The organism is Bradyrhizobium nitroreducens, from assembly GCF_002776695.1.
GTDB lineage: Bacteria > Pseudomonadota > Alphaproteobacteria > Rhizobiales > Xanthobacteraceae > Bradyrhizobium > Bradyrhizobium nitroreducens.
The window spans coordinates 6821231-6841404 of record NZ_LFJC01000003.1 but is presented as its reverse complement, the minus strand read 5'-3'; the positions used below and the strand labels follow the sequence as shown (position 1 = coordinate 6841404).

General features: G+C 61.6%; 21 protein-coding genes and 1 pseudogene. 10 read left to right on the top strand and 12 right to left on the bottom strand.

Going from position 1 to position 20174, the window contains the following annotated elements; translation table 11 throughout:
- Window positions 1–44: 44 nt before the first annotated feature.
- Window positions 45–1274, bottom strand: coding sequence for a CBASS cGAMP synthase (locus TSA1_RS32515; protein WP_145984413.1), 1230 nt, complete (start codon window positions 1272–1274; stop codon window positions 45–47).
- Between the two features lie 112 nt (window positions 1275–1386).
- Here TSA1_RS32515 and TSA1_RS32510 point away from each other — a divergent pair, with 112 nt between their 5' ends.
- The 3 genes from TSA1_RS32510 to TSA1_RS39425 are packed head-to-tail and all read left to right on the top strand — an operon-like array spanning window position 1387 to window position 4042.
- Window positions 1387–2367: a CBASS cGAMP-activated phospholipase gene (locus tag TSA1_RS32510; RefSeq protein ID WP_100179893.1), complete on the top strand. Its 981-nt coding sequence runs from the start codon at window positions 1387–1389 to the stop codon at window positions 2365–2367.
- Between the two features lie 18 nt (window positions 2368–2385).
- The gene (locus TSA1_RS32505) at window positions 2386–3852 is read left to right on the top strand and encodes a phospholipase effector Tle1 domain-containing protein (protein ID WP_100179892.1); all 1467 of its coding nucleotides are present in this window, start codon (window positions 2386–2388) and stop codon (window positions 3850–3852) included.
- Window positions 3853–3901: 49 nt separating this feature from the next.
- Entirely contained in the window at window positions 3902–4042 is a 141-nt protein-coding gene (locus TSA1_RS39425; RefSeq protein ID WP_161497294.1) for a hypothetical protein, read from the top strand.
- A 52-nt stretch (window positions 4043–4094) separates the two neighbouring features.
- Here the strand turns inward: TSA1_RS39425 and TSA1_RS32500 are convergent, their stop codons facing one another.
- Window positions 4095–4538 carry a hypothetical protein gene (locus tag TSA1_RS32500; RefSeq protein WP_145984412.1) on the bottom strand — a complete coding sequence of 148 codons (444 nt, stop codon included), beginning with the start codon at window positions 4536–4538 and terminating at the stop codon, window positions 4095–4097.
- A 23-nt stretch (window positions 4539–4561) separates the two neighbouring features.
- On the opposite strand from TSA1_RS32500, the gene TSA1_RS32495 reads away from it, so the two are divergent.
- Together TSA1_RS32495 and TSA1_RS32490 are read left to right on the top strand one after the other, a co-directional pair.
- Complete coding sequence (locus TSA1_RS32495; RefSeq protein ID WP_100179890.1) at window positions 4562–5146, top strand: Cap15 family cyclic dinucleotide receptor domain-containing protein; 585 nt, start codon at window positions 4562–4564, stop codon at window positions 5144–5146.
- Between the two features lie 505 nt (window positions 5147–5651).
- Complete coding sequence (locus tag TSA1_RS32490) at window positions 5652–5882, top strand: helix-turn-helix domain-containing protein (protein WP_100181457.1); 231 nt, start codon at window positions 5652–5654, stop codon at window positions 5880–5882.
- A 99-nt stretch (window positions 5883–5981) separates the two neighbouring features.
- Here the strand turns inward: TSA1_RS32490 and TSA1_RS32485 are convergent, their stop codons facing one another.
- Together TSA1_RS32485 and TSA1_RS32480 are read right to left on the bottom strand one after the other, a co-directional pair.
- Window positions 5982–6992 (bottom strand): hypothetical protein, encoded by a 1011-nt coding sequence (locus TSA1_RS32485; RefSeq protein ID WP_145984411.1) that lies wholly within the window; start codon window positions 6990–6992, stop codon window positions 5982–5984.
- A 144-nt stretch (window positions 6993–7136) separates the two neighbouring features.
- Window positions 7137–7880: a hypothetical protein gene (locus TSA1_RS32480; protein ID WP_100179888.1), complete on the bottom strand. Its 744-nt coding sequence runs from the start codon at window positions 7878–7880 to the stop codon at window positions 7137–7139.
- Window positions 7881–8079: 199 nt separating this feature from the next.
- Between TSA1_RS32480 and TSA1_RS32475 the strand changes: the two are divergent.
- Window positions 8080–8259: pseudogene (locus TSA1_RS32475) on the top strand (JAB domain-containing protein); the annotation flags it as partial.
- A gap of 142 nt (window positions 8260–8401) precedes the next feature.
- Entirely contained in the window at window positions 8402–10144 is a 1743-nt protein-coding gene (locus TSA1_RS39420) for a S1/P1 nuclease (RefSeq protein ID WP_161497293.1), read from the top strand.
- Window positions 10145–10154: 10 nt separating this feature from the next.
- Here the strand turns inward: TSA1_RS39420 and TSA1_RS32465 are convergent, their stop codons facing one another.
- The 7 genes from TSA1_RS32465 to TSA1_RS32435 form a co-directional block, all read right to left on the bottom strand.
- Window positions 10155–10466, bottom strand: coding sequence for a YMGG-like glycine zipper-containing protein (locus tag TSA1_RS32465; protein WP_100179887.1), 312 nt, complete (start codon window positions 10464–10466; stop codon window positions 10155–10157).
- A gap of 227 nt (window positions 10467–10693) precedes the next feature.
- Window positions 10694–11068, bottom strand: coding sequence for a hypothetical protein (locus TSA1_RS32460; protein ID WP_100179886.1), 375 nt, complete (start codon window positions 11066–11068; stop codon window positions 10694–10696).
- 101 nt (window positions 11069–11169) lie between these two features.
- Window positions 11170–11892 carry an AprI/Inh family metalloprotease inhibitor gene (locus tag TSA1_RS32455; protein WP_100179885.1) on the bottom strand — a complete coding sequence of 241 codons (723 nt, stop codon included), beginning with the start codon at window positions 11890–11892 and terminating at the stop codon, window positions 11170–11172.
- Entirely contained in the window at window positions 11889–12881 is a 993-nt protein-coding gene (locus TSA1_RS32450; protein ID WP_100179884.1) for a 2-hydroxyacid dehydrogenase, read from the bottom strand. The genes TSA1_RS32455 and TSA1_RS32450 overlap by 4 nt, the downstream gene beginning before the upstream one ends.
- On the bottom strand, window positions 12881–13699 hold the full coding sequence (locus TSA1_RS32445) for an ABC transporter permease (RefSeq protein WP_100179883.1): 819 nt from the start codon (window positions 13697–13699) through the stop codon (window positions 12881–12883). The genes TSA1_RS32450 and TSA1_RS32445 overlap by 1 nt, the downstream gene beginning before the upstream one ends.
- Window positions 13696–14526 carry an ABC transporter ATP-binding protein gene (locus TSA1_RS32440; protein ID WP_100179882.1) on the bottom strand — a complete coding sequence of 277 codons (831 nt, stop codon included), beginning with the start codon at window positions 14524–14526 and terminating at the stop codon, window positions 13696–13698. The genes TSA1_RS32445 and TSA1_RS32440 overlap by 4 nt, the downstream gene beginning before the upstream one ends.
- Before the next feature lie 10 nt (window positions 14527–14536).
- Window positions 14537–15559: an ABC transporter substrate-binding protein gene (locus TSA1_RS32435; protein WP_100179881.1), complete on the bottom strand. Its 1023-nt coding sequence runs from the start codon at window positions 15557–15559 to the stop codon at window positions 14537–14539.
- A 153-nt stretch (window positions 15560–15712) separates the two neighbouring features.
- Here TSA1_RS32435 and TSA1_RS32430 point away from each other — a divergent pair, with 153 nt between their 5' ends.
- The 3 genes from TSA1_RS32430 to TSA1_RS32420 all read left to right on the top strand — a co-directional run bounded on the left by TSA1_RS32430 (window position 15713) and on the right by TSA1_RS32420 (window position 19293).
- Window positions 15713–16519: a creatininase family protein gene (locus TSA1_RS32430; protein ID WP_100179880.1), complete on the top strand. Its 807-nt coding sequence runs from the start codon at window positions 15713–15715 to the stop codon at window positions 16517–16519.
- A 140-nt stretch (window positions 16520–16659) separates the two neighbouring features.
- The gene (locus TSA1_RS32425; RefSeq protein ID WP_174719176.1) at window positions 16660–16923 is read left to right on the top strand and encodes a hypothetical protein; all 264 of its coding nucleotides are present in this window, start codon (window positions 16660–16662) and stop codon (window positions 16921–16923) included.
- A 405-nt stretch (window positions 16924–17328) separates the two neighbouring features.
- Complete coding sequence (locus TSA1_RS32420; RefSeq protein WP_174719356.1) at window positions 17329–19293, top strand: carbohydrate porin; 1965 nt, start codon at window positions 17329–17331, stop codon at window positions 19291–19293.
- An 8-nt stretch (window positions 19294–19301) separates the two neighbouring features.
- Here the strand turns inward: TSA1_RS32420 and TSA1_RS32415 are convergent, their stop codons facing one another.
- Window positions 19302–20033 carry a sulfite exporter TauE/SafE family protein gene (locus TSA1_RS32415; protein ID WP_100179877.1) on the bottom strand — a complete coding sequence of 244 codons (732 nt, stop codon included), beginning with the start codon at window positions 20031–20033 and terminating at the stop codon, window positions 19302–19304.
- Between the last annotated feature and the right edge of the window lie 141 nt (window positions 20034–20174).

Genomic DNA, 20174 nt, shown 5'->3' with positions numbered 1-20174 from the left:
GGACCAGCGCATCGTGAACGCGCCCAATCGATTTCGTGCGCCTGTCAGGCACTCGTCGACTTGCCGACGACAGGTGCGGCCGAGATTCGTCGGTCGTGAGATCGCACTTCGGCGTAGGCTGCCTTCGTCACGTCGATGAGATCGGGGCGATCGGGAATGCGATCGCCGAACAACGCCTGCAGGCGCGTTACGGCCTCTTGCGGGTCGAAGCATTTCTCAACGATCTCACCCAGTTCCTTCGCCAGTCCTTCGGCCATCGCAATCGCAACGCGCCTGTCGGCATCCGGCAGGCGGGCATCGACCTTCTCTTCGGGGTCCGTCGGATTTTCGACTGGGCCGGCCAGCAAGATGGGCAGGCGGCGGGCAACCAAGAGCAACGCCGCATCGTCGCGCGCCGGAACGTTCGGCCGGCCGAAATCGTCGAACACTTTCCAGGCACAGACCATCAACAGGATCGACGAAACGCGGTCGAGATGCGGCCGGTGATGGTCGCGCCATGCCTTCAGGTAGCGGCAGATCCGGCGGAGCCTCTCTCCGTACACGTCGACCGCGCCGACGAACCAGTCGTTGATCTGGCGCGGATCCGACGCCACCCAGTCTTCCTCACGGTGTGCCAGCAGCACGCAATCGGAAGGCAGCGCATCCCAACGGTCGATGCTGTCGGCCCGGGCGTCGAACGCGCCGTCAAAGGTTCTGGCTTGTGCGGCCTTTTCCAGCAGCCTGAATTCCTTGTCGGGAATCGCGTAGAGGGGAACGTCGATGTGCGCATACTCGGAAATGATCAGGCGCGCACAGGTCGGCTTCTTGACGAAGATCCAACCCTCGACCTTCGCCAGCGCCTGCAGCGCGCGGTCGACGATCGTGAAGAAGGCTGCGGCGGCCACCGAGGGCTTCGCCCCCTGAACGAAAGTCATCGGCAAGTAAGTGCCATCGTCTAGGTCCATCTGCTGCGGCGGCGTCCACGCCGGGTCGTTGATGGTCCTGTAGGCGAAGCTGCCCTGGGTGAAGAAGCGCGGCCGGACCGTGAAACCGACGTCGGCCTTGCTGGCCTTGGTGAATTCCGCGCGCAGGCATTGCCGGACTTTCGTCCGCGCCGCCCTCAGCTCCGAATGACAGGCTTCGGTAATCTGCAGGTTGTCCAGAAATGACGGCGTTTCGCCGCCGCGGTAGAGTAGTCCAGATACGTTGGCCATCGAATCCTTCTCCTCATGAAACCGAGGGAGGATTTGACCCGGGGAACCATCACCCAGTCGCACAACCGCGCGGTTAAACAATCCTATCTTGAGTCGTTAAAAACTTGCAGAACATAAATCGAACATCGATATGGTAAACATGTCCGATTTTTGCAACCATTCGCGGCGAAACATTCTGGGGAAATAAATTGCCATGTCTTTTCAGATACTTGCGCTCAGCGGCGGCGGCTATCGTGGCCTGTTCACAAGCGCCATCCTGGCAAAGCTCGAACAGCAGGCGAAAAGACCGATCGGCGACTGCTTTGACCTCATCACCGGGACCTCGATCGGCGGCGTGATCGCCCTGGGCCTAGGTCTCGGCAAGAGCGCGGAATCGATCCAGAAGATGTTTCTCGACCATGGCGAGGAAATCTTCACCAGGGGCGAGCCGCCCAGGTGGCGTCCGGCAAAATGGAAGGCACTTTGGTCTCAATGGCGCGGTCCCAAATATGACGGGTCGGTCCTGAGGGAGAAGATCGAGCAGGTCGTCGGCAAAAGCACCCGGCTCGGCGACGCCCGGACCAGGCTCCTGATTCCTTCCGTCAACATGACGAAGGGCAGCGTCCAGATGTTCAAGACGGCGCATCACGCCAACTTCATGAACGACTGCAAGCTGTTGGCGGCAGACGTCGCGATGGCGACGGCGGCGGCCCCGCTTTATTTCCCGATGGCCAAGATCGATAACAGCAACTTCATCGACGGCGGCGTTGTCGCTAACGCACCGGACATGTGCGCCGTGCACGAAGCGATCCATTTCCTAAATCAGAAGATCGAGGACATCAGTGTCCTCAGCATCGGCACCACGACCAGCAAATTTTCCTTGCCGAGTTCGCTCGGCCGCAACTTCGGGCAAAAACTCTGGCTCGAAAACAACCGGCTGATCTCCACCATCTTGTCCTCCCAGCAGCAACTGGTCGACTTCATGCTGAAGCATCAGCTCGGCCCGCGCTACGTTCGATTCGACGCGCAGCCGTCGCACGAACAGGTCTCGGATCTCGGGCTTGACCTCGCGACCGCTAGTCGCCGCCAAACGCTGCTCGGCATGGCTGACGGCTGTTACCAGGCGCTCAGCAACGATCCGCAAGTCATCACGATGCTGGCGCACCGTCCGCCGGCGCCGAAATTTTATCACTGATGGTCGCGCGGGGGCACGATGGCTAAAAACATCATCATTTTCTCGGACGGCACCGGCCAGGTCGGCGGTCTCCGCCCGGACGAACGCCGCAGCAACGTCTACAAGCTGTACCGCGCCACGCGCTGCGGTCCCGACACCTCCATCGATCCAGCCGAACAGGTGACGTACTACGATGCCGGTCTCGGCTCGATGCCGCCGGAAGGCGCGTTGTTCGCCATTCGCGCCTATCGTTGGCTGCACAATCTCTTCAGTCTCGCGACCGGGCTGGGCATCACTACCAACATCGTCGACTGCTACGCGGCGATCCTGAGCATGTGGCAATCCGGCGACCGGATTTTCGTGATCGGTTTCTCCAGGGGGGCCTACACCGTGCGATGCCTTGCCGCGGTGCTGTCGCTGTGCGGGGTGCCGACCACAATGGGAGACGGAAAGACGCCACTGCGTCGAGACGCGAAATCCGTCAAGAAGATCGCAAGCGAAGCGGTCAAGAACGTTTACCAGCATGTCAGTTCGCCGGCGGACGAGAAATACGTCGACCAGCGCAAGGCCATCGCACTGCGGTTTCGCCTGAAATACAAGTCCGATACAGCGGGATTGCCGAACGCCAACCCTTACTTCATCGGCGTCTTCGATACCGTCGCATCGTTAGGAAGCTATCGGCTCTCGGCGGCGATGTTCGGCGGCGCGATCGTCCTCATATTGCTCTTGAGCTGGCTGCTATCAATCCTGTTACCGTTCTGGGCGGCGTTTTGGCTGCTGACCGCCGTGGCGCTGGCCGGCGCCGGCATCTGGTACGTGGTTTCCCATCTGCGTTATGCGACGGGACTGAAGGACTATTCGTTCTGGCAGACGCTGCACTTCACGTCACCGAAGATGAAATTCTACGACCCTCACTTGGATAATGAAGTCCGATACGCCCGGCACGCGCTGTCGATCGACGAGAACCGCGCGGACTTCGCGATCGTCAAGTGGGGCAGCAAAAGCAATAAAGGTCCGCCGCGCAAGGACAGCGATCCGGATTGGCTGCAGCAAATATGGTTTGCTGGCAACCACTCCGACGTCGGCGGCAGCTACCTGGAAAACGAATCCCGGCTGTCCGATATTTCGCTGGAGTGGATGACGCATGCGGCCATGAACTTGCCTGACGAAACCGGGCCGACCGGGCACGGCATCAAGATCAACCAGTTGTTCTTACAAGTTCGCCCGGATCCGCTGGGACCGCAGCACGACGAACGGGAGCCGCCGTGGCTCTGGATATTCCGTTGGCCAAAGGGCCTTCGACACATCGATCCGCAGGCGGTGCTGCATCCCTCGGTCTACAAACGGGCGGCCGCCGAACGCGTCCCGCACTTCTACGAGTCGATGGATTATTCGCCGGACAACCTGGCCAATCACGTGAAGTTTCAGGAGGCCAAATTTGCCGCCAAGCAGCCGCCAGCGGCGCAGATTGCGTCAAGCCAGCCATCCGGAGCAGGCACGACATGATCAGGATATTCGAACGCGGGCCGAGGCAAGGTCCTGTTGGGAGGCAGTGATGGGCGTCGGAGAAGACTTTGCCACGTTCAGGGACAATTATCAGATCACGCAGGAAAAGATCGGCAGGGGTGAATGGAGCTTCGTCCTCAGCCCAACGGTCGACGATCTCGGGATGCTTCCGTACCGCCGCCACAGCTGAAATGAGATCGAAGCCGTCGAACTGGAGCCCGAAATCCTTCAGCAGCCCGACGCTACCGAACTTTCAGAAAGACTGCTCGCTTCCCGCCGGAAAAGACCTCAAGCTCATAGCGAGAAAACAGGCAAACCCGATCAACACCGGCACTCAACGACAAAGATATCGCACTATTGTAGGCGGCTCCTCTGTTTGCTTCTGCGGCATGGGGCGTTTGCCTTGCGACAATGCGGTACGACCATCCTGCGCACTTGTAGGCGTCGGAAACCCCTATACGGCCAAATGCAACGGCTCCATCGTGGGCGCTTTCATTGCTCGCCATTGCTTCTTGGATTCTGTTGCCGAAGTCCTCACCGAAAGCAAAACCTCCGTTCGGCATCGGCAGGCGAAGCATCGAAACACAGTCTGGCGGCTCTTCACCTCCCGTGAAGAAGACGACCAGTAAAGGGTAGCGGGGAAGGCCCTGAGAATGTACCTTCCGAAGCACTACCTCGATGTCCATTTCCTCAGTCATAAGATTCATGCATGCCGTCAGGCTTTTCGATCTCTGTGATCATAATCGTGGCCGCCTCTGTGTGGGGGATTTCCCTCTGGTTTTTCGGAGTAGACCTATCCTGGCAGTACGCCAAGCCATTTTCGGTTACGGTTCTGATAGTCACCGCGATCTTGACCGCTTTCGACCGAGCATTATGGCGGTGGTGGCCATTCAGGCTTTTTCACAAAACGCCTGATCTCACCGGCGAATGGACCGCCGAACTGCTGTCATCGTACTTGGAAGAAGGAGGGCGAGAGAACAAGGCTATTACCGGCGCAGCCACCATCACGCAAACCTACTCGTCATTATCGATTCGATTAGAAACGGGACAGGAACCCAATACAAACAGATCTTTTCAGCTCGCAGGACGTCTGATCCGTCACAATGACGGTGCGTACGAATTCATTGGAGTTTATCAGAGTGACCCTAATATTCACGCCCGCGGCAACGAAACCGAAATACATTACGGCGCGTTCCGCTATCGCATTGTAGGCGCTCCACCGGAAAAAATGAATGGTCACTACTGGACTGATCGCAACACCCAGGGATCGATACAGTTGAAGAGGCGCACCTGACGGCCCATACCGTGCGGTCACCTCACGGCTTCTCTCTCTCTCTCTCCTTCATGGAAAGATTCGCGCCGCCCCAAGAAATTCAGGCAGGTCTGGCCTATGAGACAGAAACTGCCGATATCTGGGATCGGAGGACCTTCATAAGCCTGACGAACCGATGATCGCTGGTACTTTTGTTGGTATCGCCAGAAGAGACTTTGACATTCTCCTTTGTTCACAAAAGGATAAGGCTTATTTTAAATGCCCGCCAAGTGCGGGCATTCTGCTCTCCTCGAACATCCGGCCATCAGCTTCGTAGCTCCGGATCCCGTACCAGCCGAGATGCACACAGCTACCGACGTTTGCTTATTCTATCCCGCAGCATCCGTTTTCGCGACGGCGGCAACCCTCCCCTTCCAACAGACGTGCAAACGTGCGGCTGTTCCATCAGACAGGACATGAGCATGATTGGCCCTCTTTGGCGTTCTCGAAAGTGATCGGTTTTGTTGGCAACCCTAGGGGGACATTGATGTCCGACAAAAAATTTCTGACCGCCGAAGAAGTCTCCGAAAGGTATCGTGGCAGCGTTTCAGTTGGCACTCTTCGCAATTGGCGAGCGATGAAGGTTGGTCCAACCTTCGTGAAGATTGGCAAAGCTGTTTTGTATCCAACGAATGAACTTGATGCTTGGGATCAAAAAAATACGGTGACATGCCGAGCATCGAAGGCACTCGACGCGGTTAGGAGTAAAGAGTTGTAAAGATCGCGTGCGAGCACACGCAAACTGCTCCCAAGCGTCGACCTATTCCAGATCAACAATTCAACAGCAGCGAAGTACCGCGAGTGCTCATCGGCCAAACTACTGGGCAATAGCGCTAACGAAATACGGGATCACGTATTTCAGCGCAACGCCAGCGTTATGTGAGGAGGGAAACTCCTGAGCATAGACGTTCCGGGCTTCCTGATCAAAGTAGCACACCCGGTTTGGGACGGCCGTGACGTACATGAACGGTGCATCCCACATGGAGCGTATGACCCCGTGCGTCGTTTCAACAGACGTTACATTTGGGGCTCCCGCCTGCTGTGCTTTCGCTATCGAGTTCTTGTCAGCGTCGCAGTAGGGAGGCGGTTCGTTGACTGAGCTGACGGCGACGGCATCGGGTGCGATAATGAGCTGAAGAATGTTCGCGGGATTATTTTTCGGTTTGATCATTTCAAGGCTGATCGCGTCTAGCGTTTTTTGATCAGCGGCCACGCTCGAAAAGAACGAGGTAGGAGTCTTGCTCGGAATAAGCGAGTCCATATGACCGGGCCAAGACCAACTGCCGGGGGCACCATTTGAAGCATCATGGATGAAGATCGTACCGCCTATCGTGGAGCATCCGTCATTCGAGACATCGCCCGGATATCCGCCGGTACCAAAAGCGATAACCCCATCCGGATCACTAGCCGGCTTCGTATAGTTCGTGATCTGCTTCATAGCAGTTACCTTCTTGCCGCTATCACCGGCCGTGACAGCAAGGTCATCGATGCACCAAATCTCCATTGTTGCTGTTGGAGCCGCCGTCGCAGATGCGGACGCAAACACGTCGATTAAGCACCGCGGTGTTCCGGGATCCCTGGCCGGGGTGGGCGGGTTGGTTTGAACGCGCAGCCAACGCGGCCAATCAACATTGTACGGAGCGCTGAGGTTAGGATTATGAGCCATTTGGTTGCAAAGCGCGGCCATCAGACCGTCCGCCTCGTGATTGCGATTGGCAACGACAACGATGCGGAGCTTTTTGCTGGATGTCGTTTGAGCGCGTAAAGTCGTTGGAGCGCTGATCAGCGTTACACCAGCAGTCGCCAGAAAAGCCCTTCTATTGAGCATAGCTCCCTCCCCCGAAAATCGCTGAAGAGTTTGCACGGTCAACTCACTGCTGTCGAGGTGGTACAACTCTCCAGATACAACTTTCGGCGACTTTCGGTCACGTGGGACGACCGGTAGAAATGCGCTAGCTGAGTCCGCTGGCCGCTAGACCTGCCAAAAGATATTTGACTGGCAGGCACGGCAGAAAGCGAAGCCCCACATTCCGGCTTCATATTCAGTTTCTTCACCTTCACTCATTTGGTCCTGGTCGGGCTCGATCGGCGCCAGCTTTCCAACTACGCCGCAGTCGGGGCATCGACTCGGCATATGATGGCCAGGCCCCGCATTGAAGTAGTCGTCGTGATCGGGATTGCGTTCGGTCCATACACTCCGAGCCGCCTTCGCTTGCTCCACGAGAGGGGCAAACTCGCCCCAATCGATCTTCCAGTGTTTCTTAGACCGTGCTTCCCAAACTCGGACACTTTGCAGAAAGTGATCGTCGAAAACTTCCTGACGGCAGCCATTGACCGTCCGAAAGTGCTGCCTGAGATACTTGTATCTCTCCTCAGTGATATCGCCTGCCTCGAAGATTTTGGTTGTGCGCGCCCAATGGTGGATGTCGTGGCAATCAACACAAACGATCTCGACCCTCAGAAGCACCGCGATCCCAACCGTCTTCTTCTCTCGATAGTCCCACACCTCGTGACCGTTAAGTCGCTTCCCGACACCGCCGCAGATAGCGCAGCGCGAGCCGTGTTCTTTGACCAGCGCGCGACGCAGCTTGTCCCACCGCGCTTTGCCGAGACCTTCGCCTGATCGCAGATTGTGCTGCCAGAGCGGCTTCGGGATCAATTCGATGCGCAGCTTGAGCGTGCGGCGAGCGACCGACTTTGTGCCTTGCTTCTTCATTCGGAGTGCCTGCCAGCGCGTGCGGAGACGATCGAGCTGTCGATCCTGACTTACCGTATGATCGCAAGCGCTCGAAATCTGCGCTACATTATCGTATGTGCGCAATCGAGAGCATCACGCCGGCTCACGATATACCGTCCCCACTTCGCGTCCCTTTCTTTCGGGTACGCGCCAGAAATCGCAATCAAACCAGATAGATGCGACGCGCAGCATTCTGGTGCACAACCACCCCTCCGGCGATCCCTCGCCCTCGCAGGCCGATATCCAGATGACGAAGGCGATCATCGACATCGCAAGGCCGCTCGGGATTGCCGTGCACGACCACATCATCGTCGGGAAGGGTGGACATGCGAGCTTGCGCGGGTTGAGGTTGATCTAGCGAAAGCCGGGGGGGCGCATCGCTTTCGATTGCAATAATTTCGTCGCACGATGTAAGGTAGTGTCATTGCAGAGTTAGCCGCGCCGTGTGTGGTCGCTTTTCCGGCCGCCCATTTCTGGAGCTTCATTTCTGGAGACAGTCCATGGCCGCTCGGATTTTTGTCATTGCCGTGATCGCCTTCATCAGCTTCAGCGAACGCGCCTTCGCCTGGGCCTATCAGGGCCACGAGGTGACCGGCGCTATTGCGGATCAACTGCTCGGTCCCAACGCGCGGCAGCAGGTCGCCAACATTCTCGGCTTCGAGCTCCGCGTCGCGGCCCCTTGGGCCGATTGCGTCCGCAGCGTGGCGCGGTTGCCCGACGGCACCTTCCGCTACGCGCCGACCAAGCCGGAATATCGGATTCCCTGCACGACCTTCGAGACGCCGGCCGAGACGGCGCGCATGGAAGACTATGTTTCGCGCAACTGGCTGGATTGCGAAGCCGCGAAGGGGCACGGCTGCGGCGAAGCCTATCATTTCGCCGACGTCGCCATCCAGCACGACGATTACAAGCGCGGCTATGTCGGCACCAGCGACCACGATATCGTTGGCGCCATCAACGCCGCGATTTCGGTCCTTCGCGGCCAGCCGGCGCCGCTGCCGTTCTCGATCCGCGACAAGAAGGAAGCGTTGCTGTTGCTGGCGCATTTCGTCGGCGATCTGCACCAGCCGCTGCATGTTGGCGCCGTCTACCTCGATCAGTCCGGCCAGCTCGTAAATCCGGACCAGGGCGGCCTCAATCCCGCGACCGAGACGCGAGGCGGCAACCTGCTAGGCCCTGCCGAGAACAATCTGCACAGCCAGTGGGACGCGATTGCGGAAGACCTCGGCGAGAATGCGAGTCCGGATTTGATCAAGAAGGCGAAAGCGGTCGGGAAGACACCGGGACCGGTCGACGCGCTTGCGGCGACCTGGGCAAGCGAGACGGTCATGGTCTCGCACGCGGCATTCGCCGGCCTGAGCTTCGCCGCCGCGGATCACGGCCGATGGCAGGTGCGTGTTGACGATGAGGCGGCGTATGCGACCAAGCAGGCGGAATTGAAGCACGATCAGCTCGCCAAGGGCGGCGCGCGTCTTGCGCAGATCCTCAACAGCATATGGCCAACGCCTGTCGAAAAGACCACCGCCTGCACCCTGACCGGCGTGTGCTATTGCGTCACGGCGGCAAATCGGGACGCGATCACCGCCAATGTCGCAAGGGTCAGACAACTCCTCGCCGACCAGCGCGCGGCCGGCAGGATGACCGGCTATCTGAGCATCCCGCTGTCGACGCTGGGAGGCGGCTATTTCGGTGTGAACCGGGATGTGGCGCAGAGAACCAAGGAGCGGATCGAGCAGCGATTTGGATCGTCCGCGACCTGGGTTCTCAATCCGGGCGCGGAGGGCAATCTGCCGGAGACGGCCACGGGCGCGGACTACATGTATATGTGGACCCAGATCCTCGAGGGGCGCGGAGGGTATGGCGAGGACATCGACTTCTTCTACTTCGCCGGTCCGACCGATTTCGCACAGTTTTTCGGACTCACCGGCGCGGGCGATGCGGACAGGATCGAGGCCTATTTCGATCAGCGGCTTGGATCAGACCCCGATCTGATGAAGACCGTGAATGCCGGCAGGCTCAGCAAACGCGGCTTTCGCAACTACTATGCACTGCGTGCTGCGGTCACGTTCAGCGCCGGGTCCCACGACGAGTGGAACATCGTCCAGCTACTCAATCAACGCCGCCGCGGGTCCGAGCAATTCGGAATCGGCAACCAGATCGGCGTGCTCTTCGACGGGCACGCGATCGCGCCGGGTGATTTCGAGGCCGGCGCCGCCAGCGGCACCGTCGGACGATGCAATTGAGCCCGATCGCTCAATAGCAATATCTCGGATGGACCCGGACGTAGTATCCATCCGGCCGCTGCATGTAGCAGCCGCGCTGATAGGCGTAGTAGCCGGAGCGGCGACGCTCGCCTTCGGAGGCGATCGCGGCGCCCGTGCCGGCACCGACGACGGCGCCGATGGCAGCGCCGCGGCCTCCCCCAATCGCGCCGCCGACGACCGCACCGCCGATACCGCCGATGATGGCGCCGCCGATGGCGTCCTGGGCCACCGCCTCACGAACCGGCATGGCTACCGCAACCGCGAGACAGGCTGCAAGTCCAAGAGCAATTCCGCGAAGCATTCCGAATCCTCCAGTTTGCCGGCACACCTGCGTAGCGCCCGGGGCAGAGTAAAGCCGGCACCATTGCCGAATTTCGGAACTGGCGGCCGGCACGATAATCGAAGGAAATCTACTCCGGGCGGCGGCCGCCGTCATTGAGCCATCGCAAAGGAGTGCTGTTCGGCTCGACGGCAAATGGCTCGTCGCCCAGCACCACGGCTCGCCAGTGCCGAAGCAAGGGCCGGCGTTCAGGGCTCGATCCAGCGCCGCACCGCATCGACGGTGTCGGCCGGATTGGTGTTGAAGCAGATCGCGGCGTCAGGCGCCAGGTGGTGGACGAGGTTGAGCACCTTCTCGAACAGCACGAGGCGCTCCTTGGGCTCACGCAGGCCGGCACCGATCACGATGCAATCGAAACGCTGGTCGCGCAGGGCCGCAGTGACGCCGGTTTCCGCGGTGGCATCGAGATCAATCAGGCAGCTCGTGACCTCGAAACCGAGATCGCGCAGGCGCAACAGCTGCGCCTCGATGTAGTTACGCACGAGCTCCGGCGTCAGCTGCGGGAATGCGCTGTAGTCGGCACTGCCGGGTTCGATGCCGATCGCGAGGACGCGCTTGGCCATGCCGGATCTCCCAACGAAATCACCTCTTCCGTCAACGAGATGCCCGGTCCGCAGGTTCCGCCTTCGCGCGGCGGCATTCGGCGCAGCGAATGTCGGGCCGCCTACTGACGCAGCATGATCAGGGGATCGGCGGTGTCGGGGACGCGCCGCCATTGCGCGTTGTCGTCGGCCTCGAACTGCCAGGTCCCGCCTGATTTCGACATCAGGATGATCTGGCCGCGCTCGAGCCGCCATTGCGTCGGGTTGAACTGGGCGATGGCCGCGTCGCATTTCGGCTTGAGGAAGACCTGGAAATTGTCCGGCGCCGCCTCGGTGTTGGTCAGCGTCAAGCCGCACACCGGCTGGCCGTTGCCGCGCACCATCGCCCAGTCGCCGATCATCTGGTCCATCGACTTGGCCATCGAGCGGGCTGCGGCGAGATCCTGCAGGATGTAGACGCCCTCGCCCTGGCGCAGGCCCTCGAAGATGCCGGCCTCGACCTCGGTGAAGTCGATCACGGCTTCACCGGTCGCGTCCTGCAGGCGGACGATGTCGAGACCCCTGACGCTCCAGGCGACGATGTCCTTGGTGAACGGCAGCGCGGTCTTGCAAGCCGGCTCCAGCTCCAGCTTGTAGCCTTGGCCCGCAGCATCGGCCTTCATGGTGACGACGCAGGTCTTGCTGCGCTCGGTGGTCGAGAGCTCCCACTGCCCGGGCATCGATTTCTTCAGGCTGCTCGCATCCTGCGCATGCGCGATGCCGATCGCGGCCAAGGAGGCCGCGACGGCGCCGATCGCGGCCAAGTGGGCCGCGACGGCGGATGCAACGACCCGAAGATTCCTCATCCGCGCCCCTTGAACGGCGTTTCGGCGACCGGCGTCAACGGTGCCTTGCCGGCGAACCATGACTTGAGGTTGTCGACCACGAGCTGGTCCATCGCGTTGCGCGTCACCACCGAGGCCGAGCCGATATGCGGCAGCAGCACGACGTTCTGCATGGTCTTGAGCTCGTCCGGCACGTTGGGCTCGGCCGCGAACACGTCGAGGCCGGCGGCGAGGATGGTGCCGGATTTCAGCGCCTGGACCAGCGCCGGCTCGTCCACCACCGAGCCGCGCGCGACGTTGATCAGCACGCCGCGCGGGCCGAGCGCCTTCAGCACCTCGGCATTGATCATCTTGTTGGTGGAGGCGCCGCCGGGCACGATCACCATCAGCGTGTCCACCGCCTTCGCCATCTCGATCAGATCAGGGTAGTGCTTGTAGGAGACGTCCTTGGACGGGTTGCGCGAGTGGTAGACCACCGGCACCAGCGATGCATCGAGCCGGCGCGCGATGGCCTGGCCGATCCGGCCCATGCCGACGATGCCGACCTTGCGGTCGCGCAGCGAGCCGACGCTGAGCGGATAGTTCTGCGTCTGCCAGAGACCGGAGCGCACATAGCGGTCGGCCTTGATGAACTCGCGCAGCGTGGAGATCAACAGGCCCATCGCGACGTCGGCGACCTCCTCGGTCAGCACGTCGGGCGTGTTGGTGACGATGATGTTGTGCTCGGCCGCGTACTTGGCGTCGATATGGTCGTAGCCGACGCCGAAGCTCGCCACCATCTCGATCTTGGGCAATTGCGACAGCGAGTCCTTGTCGGCACGGACCGTATGATAGGTCACGGCGACGCCGCGGATCTTCTCGCGGATCGCCGGCGTCAGCCGCTCGAGGTCGCCGCGCGTCTCGGCCTTGTGCACGACGAAATGATCGGAAAACCCGTTCTCGAGAATCGGCCGCATCGGCCCATAGATCAGAAGGTCGATCTTTTCGGACGAAATCGAACCGGCAGCCATCAGTTGTCCTTTCCAAGAGCGCTCTCATGCCAGCGCCGTAAAACGAGGTGGGAAACTAGCGCCAGCACCCCATAGATGACAATCCCGGCCAGCGACAACAAAAGCAGCGCGGCGAACATGCGGGGTATGTTCAATCGATAGCCGGATTCGGCGATCCTGTAGGCGAGCCCGGAGCCGGCGCCCGCCGTTCCCGCCGCAATCTCGGCGACGACCGCGCCGATCAGCGACAGACCGCCCGCGATGCGCAAGCCTCCGAGAATGTAGGGCAACGCCGAGGGCAGCTTCAAAAAGCGCAGTGTCTGCGGCTTTGATGCGCCATAGAGCTGGAACAGGCCGGCGAGGTTGCGATCGACCGAATTGAGCCCGAGCGTGGTGTTGGACAACACCGGGAAAAAGGCGACGATGAAGGCACAGACCACGACCGCGGTCTGCTGTTCCAGATAGATCAGGAGCAGCGGCGCGATCGCGATCACCGGGGTGACCTGGAGCACGATCGCATAGGGGAACAGGGAATATTCCACCCATTTCGACTGGTTGAACAGCAGCGCCAGCGCGATGCCGCCGATGCTGGCGGCGACAAAGCCTTCGAGCGTGGTCAGGAGCGTGGTGGCGAGCGATTGCGACAGCACCGCCCAGTCCTTGATCAGGGTCAGCACGATCACCGACGGCGCCGGCAGCACGTAGGGCGGGATGGCCTTGATGCGGACCACCAGTTCCCAGGCGACGAGGCCGGCCGCGAACACGATGACGGGCAGCACCAGGCGCATCGCGCGTTGCGCGCCCGGCGGCTTGGCGGTGACGGGGACTTGCGCACTCATAGCGTCGATTGTCCCGAATAGGACGGCGCCAGCGCCGCCGACACTTTCCGGCAATAATCGGAGTAGGCGGCGGAGGTGCGAAACGCTTCGCCGCGCGGCTCGACCGTCTCGATGCGGATGTCGGCCTGGATCCGGCCCGGCCGTGCCGTCATCACCACCACGCGCTGCGACAGATAGACGGATTCGAACACCGAATGGGTGACGAAGATGACGGTCTTGCCGAGCGCCCGCCACAGCGCGAGCAGATCGTTGTTGAGACGGAAGCGCGTGATCTCGTCGAGCGCGGCGAACGGCTCATCCATCAGGAGGATCTCCGGATCGGTGACGAGCGCACGGGCCAGCGACACCCGCATCTTCATGCCGCCGGAGAGCTCGCGTGGAAAGCTATCCGCGAAATCGGCAAGCCCGACGCTGACCAGCGCCTGATCGGCCCGCGCGCGCGCGTCCGCCTTCGGCACGCCGGCGAGCTTCAGCGGCAACCACACGTTTTCGCGGACACTGGTCCAGGGCATCAGGGTCGGCTCCTGAAACACGAAACCGATGCCGTGTCCCGGCAGAACCTGCCCCGGCTGCACCTCGCCCTCGTGGCGCGCCACCCGCACGATCCCGGAGGACGGCGCGCTGAGCTCCGCGATGATCCGCAACACTGTCGACTTGCCGCAGCCGGACGGGCCCAGCAGCGAGATGAACTCGCCCTTGCGCACCGCGAGGTCGAGCGGGCCGAGCGCCATGACGCCGTTGTCGTAGGTCTTCGTCACGCCCCGCAGGCTGACGGCGAGATGCGTCAGGCCGGTCTCGACGGCGGACGAGGTTTTGCCCGGTGACATCGACCCTGCGCTACGGCTTGTTCGGGCGCAGCTCGACGCCGACGCCCTTGTTGACGAAGCGCAGCGTGTAGGATTTGCGGAAGTCGAGATCGGGCTTCACGACGCCGGCCTTGACCATCTTGTTGAAGAAGGAGGTGTAACGCTCGTCGCTCATGGCGCCGATACCGTTCTTCAAGCTGTCACCGGAATCGACGATGCCATGCTCCTTCATCTTGGCGACGGAATAGGCGAGCAGATCGTCGGTCATCTCCGGATTGAGTTTCTTGATCATGGCGTTGCCGGCGGAATTGTCGCGGTAGATGTAATTGTACCAGCCGACCATGGAGGCATCGACGAAACGCTGCACCATGTCAGGCTTCTTCTCGACGATGTCGCGGCGGGTCTCGATCAGGGTCGAGTAGGTGTTGAAGCCGTAATCGGCGAGCAGCAGCACGTTCGGCTTGAAGCCGGCGGCCTTCTCCACCGCGAAGGGCTCGGAGGTGACATAGCCCTGCATGGCGCTCTTGGGATTGGCGATGAAGGGTTGGGGGTTGAAATTATAGGGGCGGACGTTCTTTTCGCTGAAACCATATTCGGACTTCAGCCACTGGAAGTAGCTGCCCATGCCCTCCTTGGAGACGAACAGCGTCAGCGGCTTGAGGTCCTCGATCTTGCTGACCTTCGCATCCGGCTGCGTCAGCATCACCTGCGGATCCTTCTGGAAGATCGCGGCAATGGTCACGACGGGAACGTTGTTGGCGACCGCGTCGAACGACATCAGCGTGTTCGCGGCCATGAAGAAATCGATCTTGCCGGCGATCAGCAGCATCCGGTTGTTCTCGTTGGGCCCGCCCGGAACGATGGTGACGTCGAGCCCGTATTTCCTGTAGGTGCCGTCGGCGACGGCCTGGAAGAAGCCGCCATGCTCGGCCTCGGCGACCCAGTTGGTGCCGAAGGTGACCTTGTCCAGCGTCTCCGCACGGGCCGGGGCGACCGACACCAGGGCGGCCAACAGGCTCGCAGTCAACGCTCTGCGCAGATGGGAGGGGGTCATAATGGCACTCCGTCGATCGCTTCCAGCCCAATCGCGTCTAGCTCGGGGCAAACCAACGCGATAAAACCTGATGACATCAGGGGACACGAGCCGGCCTGGCCCGCGTCCCCTGATAACCCAAACTACGTGACAAATTCGGGCAAAGAAACCTTGATGACGCCTTCCCGCGACTGGACCAGGATCCGCTGGGCCGAGACGTCCCCTGCGGAAACGTCGCGCTGGATCGCAGTGCTGCCACTGGCGGCGACCGAGCAGCACGGCCCGCATTTGCCTGTTGCCACCGACGTGCTGATCGCCGACGCGTATCTTGGGCGCGTGCGCGAGCTTCTGCCCGACGCCGTTCCGGCCAGTTTTCTTCCCGTCGAACCCGTCGGGATCTCCACCGAGCATATCGACTATCCGGGCACGCAGACGCTGCCGACTGAAACCGCGCTGAGGCGATGGACTGGTATCGGCGAGGACATTGCCCGGCGCGGCGTGAGGAAGCTCGTCATCGTCACCAGCCATGGCGGCAACAGCGCGGCCATGATGCTGGTGGCGCAGGACCTTCGCGCGCACCAGAAGCTGTTCGTGGTGACGACGTCGTGGTCGCGGCTGTCGGGCGCCGACAGCCTGTTCCCCGCGGAAGAGGTGCGCCACGGCATTCACGGTGGCGCCGTCGAGACCTCGATCATGCTGGCGCGCTATCCCGAGCAGGTGCGCAAGGATGCGATCGCGGATTTTCCCGCGAGCAGCATCGCGATGGAGCAGCAATATCGCTGGCTGTCGACGCAGCGCCCGGCACCGTTCGCCTGGCAGGCGCAGGATCTTCATGTCAGCGGCGCGATCGGCAATGCGACATTGGCCGTGGCCGAAAAGGGCGAGCAGCTGATCGATCGCGGGGCGACGGCTTTTTGCGAGTTGCTCGGCGAGGTCGATAACTTCGACGTGAACAGGCTCGCCAAGGGCCCGCTCGGCTAGCCCGCATCCCTTTATAATCATTAGCGAAAACTCCTCAGCCCGGAAGCCGAAACGCCGCATTCGAACCGGACGGGAAGAGCCGCCGTCCAATTGGGCACGCGGGCCACAACGGACCGCCTCAACCCCGGATGGAGTTTCACATGTCGATCAAGACCAAGATTGCCGCCGTCGCTCTCGCTGCTCTCGCCGTTACCGGCAGCATCGCGTCCACCACCACCTCGGCCGAAGCCAAGCAGCCCGGCTGGGTCTGGGGTGTGGGCGCCGGCATCGCCACCGCCGCCGTCGTCGGCTCCGCGATCGCCGCCAGCAACGACCCCTATTACTACGGCTATCACCGCTGCGGCTGGGTCGCCCAGTACAACGCCTTCGGCCAGTACGTCGGCCGCGTTCGTAGCTGCTACTGATCCGAGTACCTGAGGCCGATCTCCTAAGTGGATCCTGCGTCCGACACGGGCGCCTCATCCACCCCGTGTCGTGCCCCGACCCGCCCGGTTGTCCCCCCGGGCGGGTCATTCATTTTCGGGCTTCGCTGGAATTGTTGCAGGCCCGTCACACCGAAGTGCGAACCGTTCCGTGCGGCAAAGCGCGCCAGTTGCTATTGCGAATTAATCGCAATAATGTTCGCAACAGGATCTGGAGCTTGGGAAGAAATCACGTCGGATCGAGATCATCTCGACCGATCGCGTGAACAGCCAAGGACCTGATGACAGAATCGTTGCGAACCGGCAGGGATGTCGGCTGCGGCGAGTGGGATACATTCGCGTTTGGGGGCGTGCGTCGTGACGTTGAGGCGTTATCGTTTCAGGTACTTGCGGACAGCTGCGGCGATCGCCTCGGGCGTGCTGGCTGTTCCCGCGACGGGCCGCGCGGCCGATCTGCCGCTCAAGGCGCCGGCGCTGAAGGCGGTCTATGACTGGACCGGCCTCTATATCGGCGCCCATGTCGGCGTCACCCGCGGCACCTCCGCGGCGACATTGACCGATCCGACGCTCGCAACCGACAACAACGTCTTCACCGGCGCAACCGGCGGCGTCCAGGCCGGCTACAACTGGCGCCTCCATTCGGGCCTGCTGCTCGGTGTCGAAGGCGACATCTCGTTTCCGAATTATATGCCTTCCAACCACGTCGTGTCATCGGCGGCGACGGCGCTGTCGGGCGCGGAGGAACGCTGGGACTATGTCGCGAGCCTGCGCGCGCGGCTCGGTTACGCCACCGGCAACTGGCTGCTCTATGCCACCGGCGGCGCGGCCTTCACCGGTGAGCGCTTTCTGTCGACGCCGACGGGTGGCATTGAAGAAAAGGTGCTGCACACGCGGTTCGGCTGGACCGCCGGCGGCGGCGTCGAATACGCCTTCGCGCCGCATTGGACCACGCGGCTCGAATATCTCTACAGCAAGTTCGAGAACGCCAGCGTCACCTTTCCCTCCGGCGGGCAATATTCATCGTCGATGGATTTTCACAGCCTGCGGATCGGCCTCAATCGCAAGATCGATTGGCCGGGCGTGCCGACCTACAATCCGAAGTCGGACATCACCGACACGGAGTCGAACCGCTGGGAGATTCACGGCCAGTCGACTGTGCTGGGACAGGGCTACCCCGCGTTCCGTGCGCCCTATACCGGAACCAACAGCCTGCTTCCGTCGCCCGATTTTCAGCAGACCTGGAGCAATTCGCTCTATCTGAACGCGCGGCTGTGGGACGGCGGCGAGGTCTATTTCAATCCCGAGCTGCTGCAGGGCTTTGGCTTCAACAACACGACGGGCGCCGCGGGCTTCCCCAACGGCGAAGCGCAGAAGTCCGGCTTTCCCTATCCGCATTTCAACGCCTCCCGGCTGTTCGTGCGCCATACTTTCGGCTTCGGCGGCGAGCAGGAAGAGCTTGCCAGCGGCCAGCTTCAGCTCGCGAGCAAGGTTGACGTCTCGCGCCTGACCTTGCAGGTCGGAAAATTCTCCGTGGTCGACGTGTTCGACGGCAATTCCTACGCGCACGATCCGCGCAAGGATTTCATGAACTGGTCGATCTGGGCGTCCGGCGCCTTCGACTATGCCGCCGACAAGCTCGGCCTCGGCTATGGTGCCACCGCCGAATTGAACCAGAAGCAATGGGCGATACGCGGCGGCTACTTCCTGATGGACGCCGTGTCCAACTCGAGCAATTTCGACATGAATATCGGCCGGCGCGGCGAATATGTCGGGGAGCTCGAACTGCGCTATTCGCTGTTCGGTCAGCCCGGCAAGCTGCGCACGCTCGGCTTCGTCAACAGCGCCTATTCCGGCAGCTATCGCGAGACGCTGGACAATCCAGCGTTCGGCGTCGACATCAGCCAGACCCGCCGCGGCCGCATCAAGTACGGTTACGCCCTCAACCTCGAGCAAGCCATCACCGACGATATCGGCGTGTTCGGCCGCTGGAGCTGGAACAACGGCCGGACCGAGATCATGGCGTTCACCGACATCGATCGCAGCCTGTCCGGCGGCGTCTCCGTCAAGGGAGCGAGATGGGGCCGGCCCGACGACGTCGTCGCCATCGCCGGCGCCGTCAACGGCCTGTCGCAGGACCATCGCGACTTCATCGCCGCCGGTGGTCTCGGTCCGCTGATCGGCGATGGTCAGTTGAACTATCGCCGCGAGCGCGTGCTGGAAACCTACTACGCATATGCGCTGAACAAGGCGCTGACCTTCACCGCCGACTACCAGCTCATCGTCAATCCCGCCTACAACGCGGATCGTGGCCCGGTGTCGGTGTTTTCAGGACGACTGCACGGCGAGTTCTGAGCTGCGGCTCAGAACAGCAGCGCGACGCCGGAGACGAACAGCAGCGCCAGCACGATCTTGCGGAATATGGTCTCGTCGATCCGGCCGAACAGCTTCAGCCCGAGCCATGTGCCGGCAAACAGGAACGGCAGGCCGAGCACGAACAGCTTCGCCGTCTCGAGCGTGAGCCCTCCCCTGGCGCCCAGCAGAAGCGCGGTCACGGCGAACACCACGACGGCGATCGGCTGGAAGGTTGCGCGCTGAACGTCCTTCGGCAGGCCGCGCAGATTGCACCAGATGGTGATGACGATGCCGGCAAGGCCGGTCAGCCCGCCGAGCAGGCCATTGACGAAACCGACCGTCATGTCGGCGGCCGGTGGTACGATGGTCGCGACCTCAAGTTTCGGCCGCAGGAACGCGTAGAGGCTGTAGACGACCAGGATCGCTCCGACAGCGATGCGCACGCTGTTCGGATCGGCCCAGGTCAAGAGCGACACGCCGGCCGGCACGCCCGCGACGGCACCGATGATGAAGGGCCACAGCCGGCGCCAGTCGAGCGCGCTGCGCAGCTTCCAGACCGAGTAGCCCTGCACAAGGAGGCCGAAGCCCACGATCAGGCTGGCGCTCTGAAGCGGCGTCAGCACGTAGAGCCACAGCGATGCCGCGACGAGGCCGAAGGCAAAGCCGGAGAGGCCGGCGACGAACGCACCGGCGAAGGTGGCCAACAGGAAAAGCGGAAGCTCGATTGCGATCCCATCCATTGCTCGCTCCATACGTCAGCGAGCAGCGCTTGCGTGGGATCACCACTTCACGGGGAGGCTGCGACACCCCCGTGATGCAAGTCTAGGAGAAGCGCGGCCTCTCCACAATGGGCACCTACGCGGCCCGGATCGCATCCAGGA

Excerpts from the sequence above, each read along its gene's own strand:
- TSA1_RS32510 (WP_100179893.1), top strand. The coding sequence starts at position 1,387 with ATGTCTTTTCAGATACTTGCGCTCAGCGGCGGCGGCTATCGTGGCCTG.
- TSA1_RS32505 (WP_100179892.1), top strand. The coding sequence starts at position 2,386 with ATGGCTAAAAACATCATCATTTTCTCGGACGGCACCGGCCAGGTCGGC.
- TSA1_RS39425 (WP_161497294.1), top strand. The coding sequence starts at position 3,902 with ATGGGCGTCGGAGAAGACTTTGCCACGTTCAGGGACAATTATCAGATC.
- TSA1_RS32500 (WP_145984412.1), bottom strand. The coding sequence starts at position 4,538 with ATGGACATCGAGGTAGTGCTTCGGAAGGTACATTCTCAGGGCCTTCCC.
- TSA1_RS32495 (WP_100179890.1), top strand. The coding sequence starts at position 4,562 with ATGCCGTCAGGCTTTTCGATCTCTGTGATCATAATCGTGGCCGCCTCT.
- TSA1_RS32490 (WP_100181457.1), top strand. The coding sequence starts at position 5,652 with ATGTCCGACAAAAAATTTCTGACCGCCGAAGAAGTCTCCGAAAGGTAT.
- TSA1_RS32485 (WP_145984411.1), bottom strand. The coding sequence starts at position 6,992 with ATGCTCAATAGAAGGGCTTTTCTGGCGACTGCTGGTGTAACGCTGATC.
- TSA1_RS32480 (WP_100179888.1), bottom strand. The coding sequence starts at position 7,880 with ATGAAGAAGCAAGGCACAAAGTCGGTCGCTCGCCGCACGCTCAAGCTG.
- TSA1_RS39420 (WP_161497293.1), top strand. The coding sequence starts at position 8,402 with ATGGCCGCTCGGATTTTTGTCATTGCCGTGATCGCCTTCATCAGCTTC.
- TSA1_RS32465 (WP_100179887.1), bottom strand. The coding sequence starts at position 10,466 with ATGCTTCGCGGAATTGCTCTTGGACTTGCAGCCTGTCTCGCGGTTGCG.
- TSA1_RS32460 (WP_100179886.1), bottom strand. The coding sequence starts at position 11,068 with ATGGCCAAGCGCGTCCTCGCGATCGGCATCGAACCCGGCAGTGCCGAC.
- TSA1_RS32455 (WP_100179885.1), bottom strand. The coding sequence starts at position 11,892 with ATGAGGAATCTTCGGGTCGTTGCATCCGCCGTCGCGGCCCACTTGGCC.
- TSA1_RS32450 (WP_100179884.1), bottom strand. The coding sequence starts at position 12,881 with ATGGCTGCCGGTTCGATTTCGTCCGAAAAGATCGACCTTCTGATCTAT.
- TSA1_RS32445 (WP_100179883.1), bottom strand. The coding sequence starts at position 13,699 with ATGAGTGCGCAAGTCCCCGTCACCGCCAAGCCGCCGGGCGCGCAACGC.
- TSA1_RS32440 (WP_100179882.1), bottom strand. The coding sequence starts at position 14,526 with ATGTCACCGGGCAAAACCTCGTCCGCCGTCGAGACCGGCCTGACGCAT.
- TSA1_RS32435 (WP_100179881.1), bottom strand. The coding sequence starts at position 15,559 with ATGACCCCCTCCCATCTGCGCAGAGCGTTGACTGCGAGCCTGTTGGCC.
- TSA1_RS32430 (WP_100179880.1), top strand. The coding sequence starts at position 15,713 with ATGACGCCTTCCCGCGACTGGACCAGGATCCGCTGGGCCGAGACGTCC.
- TSA1_RS32425 (WP_174719176.1), top strand. The coding sequence starts at position 16,660 with ATGTCGATCAAGACCAAGATTGCCGCCGTCGCTCTCGCTGCTCTCGCC.
- TSA1_RS32415 (WP_100179877.1), bottom strand. The coding sequence starts at position 20,033 with ATGGATGGGATCGCAATCGAGCTTCCGCTTTTCCTGTTGGCCACCTTC.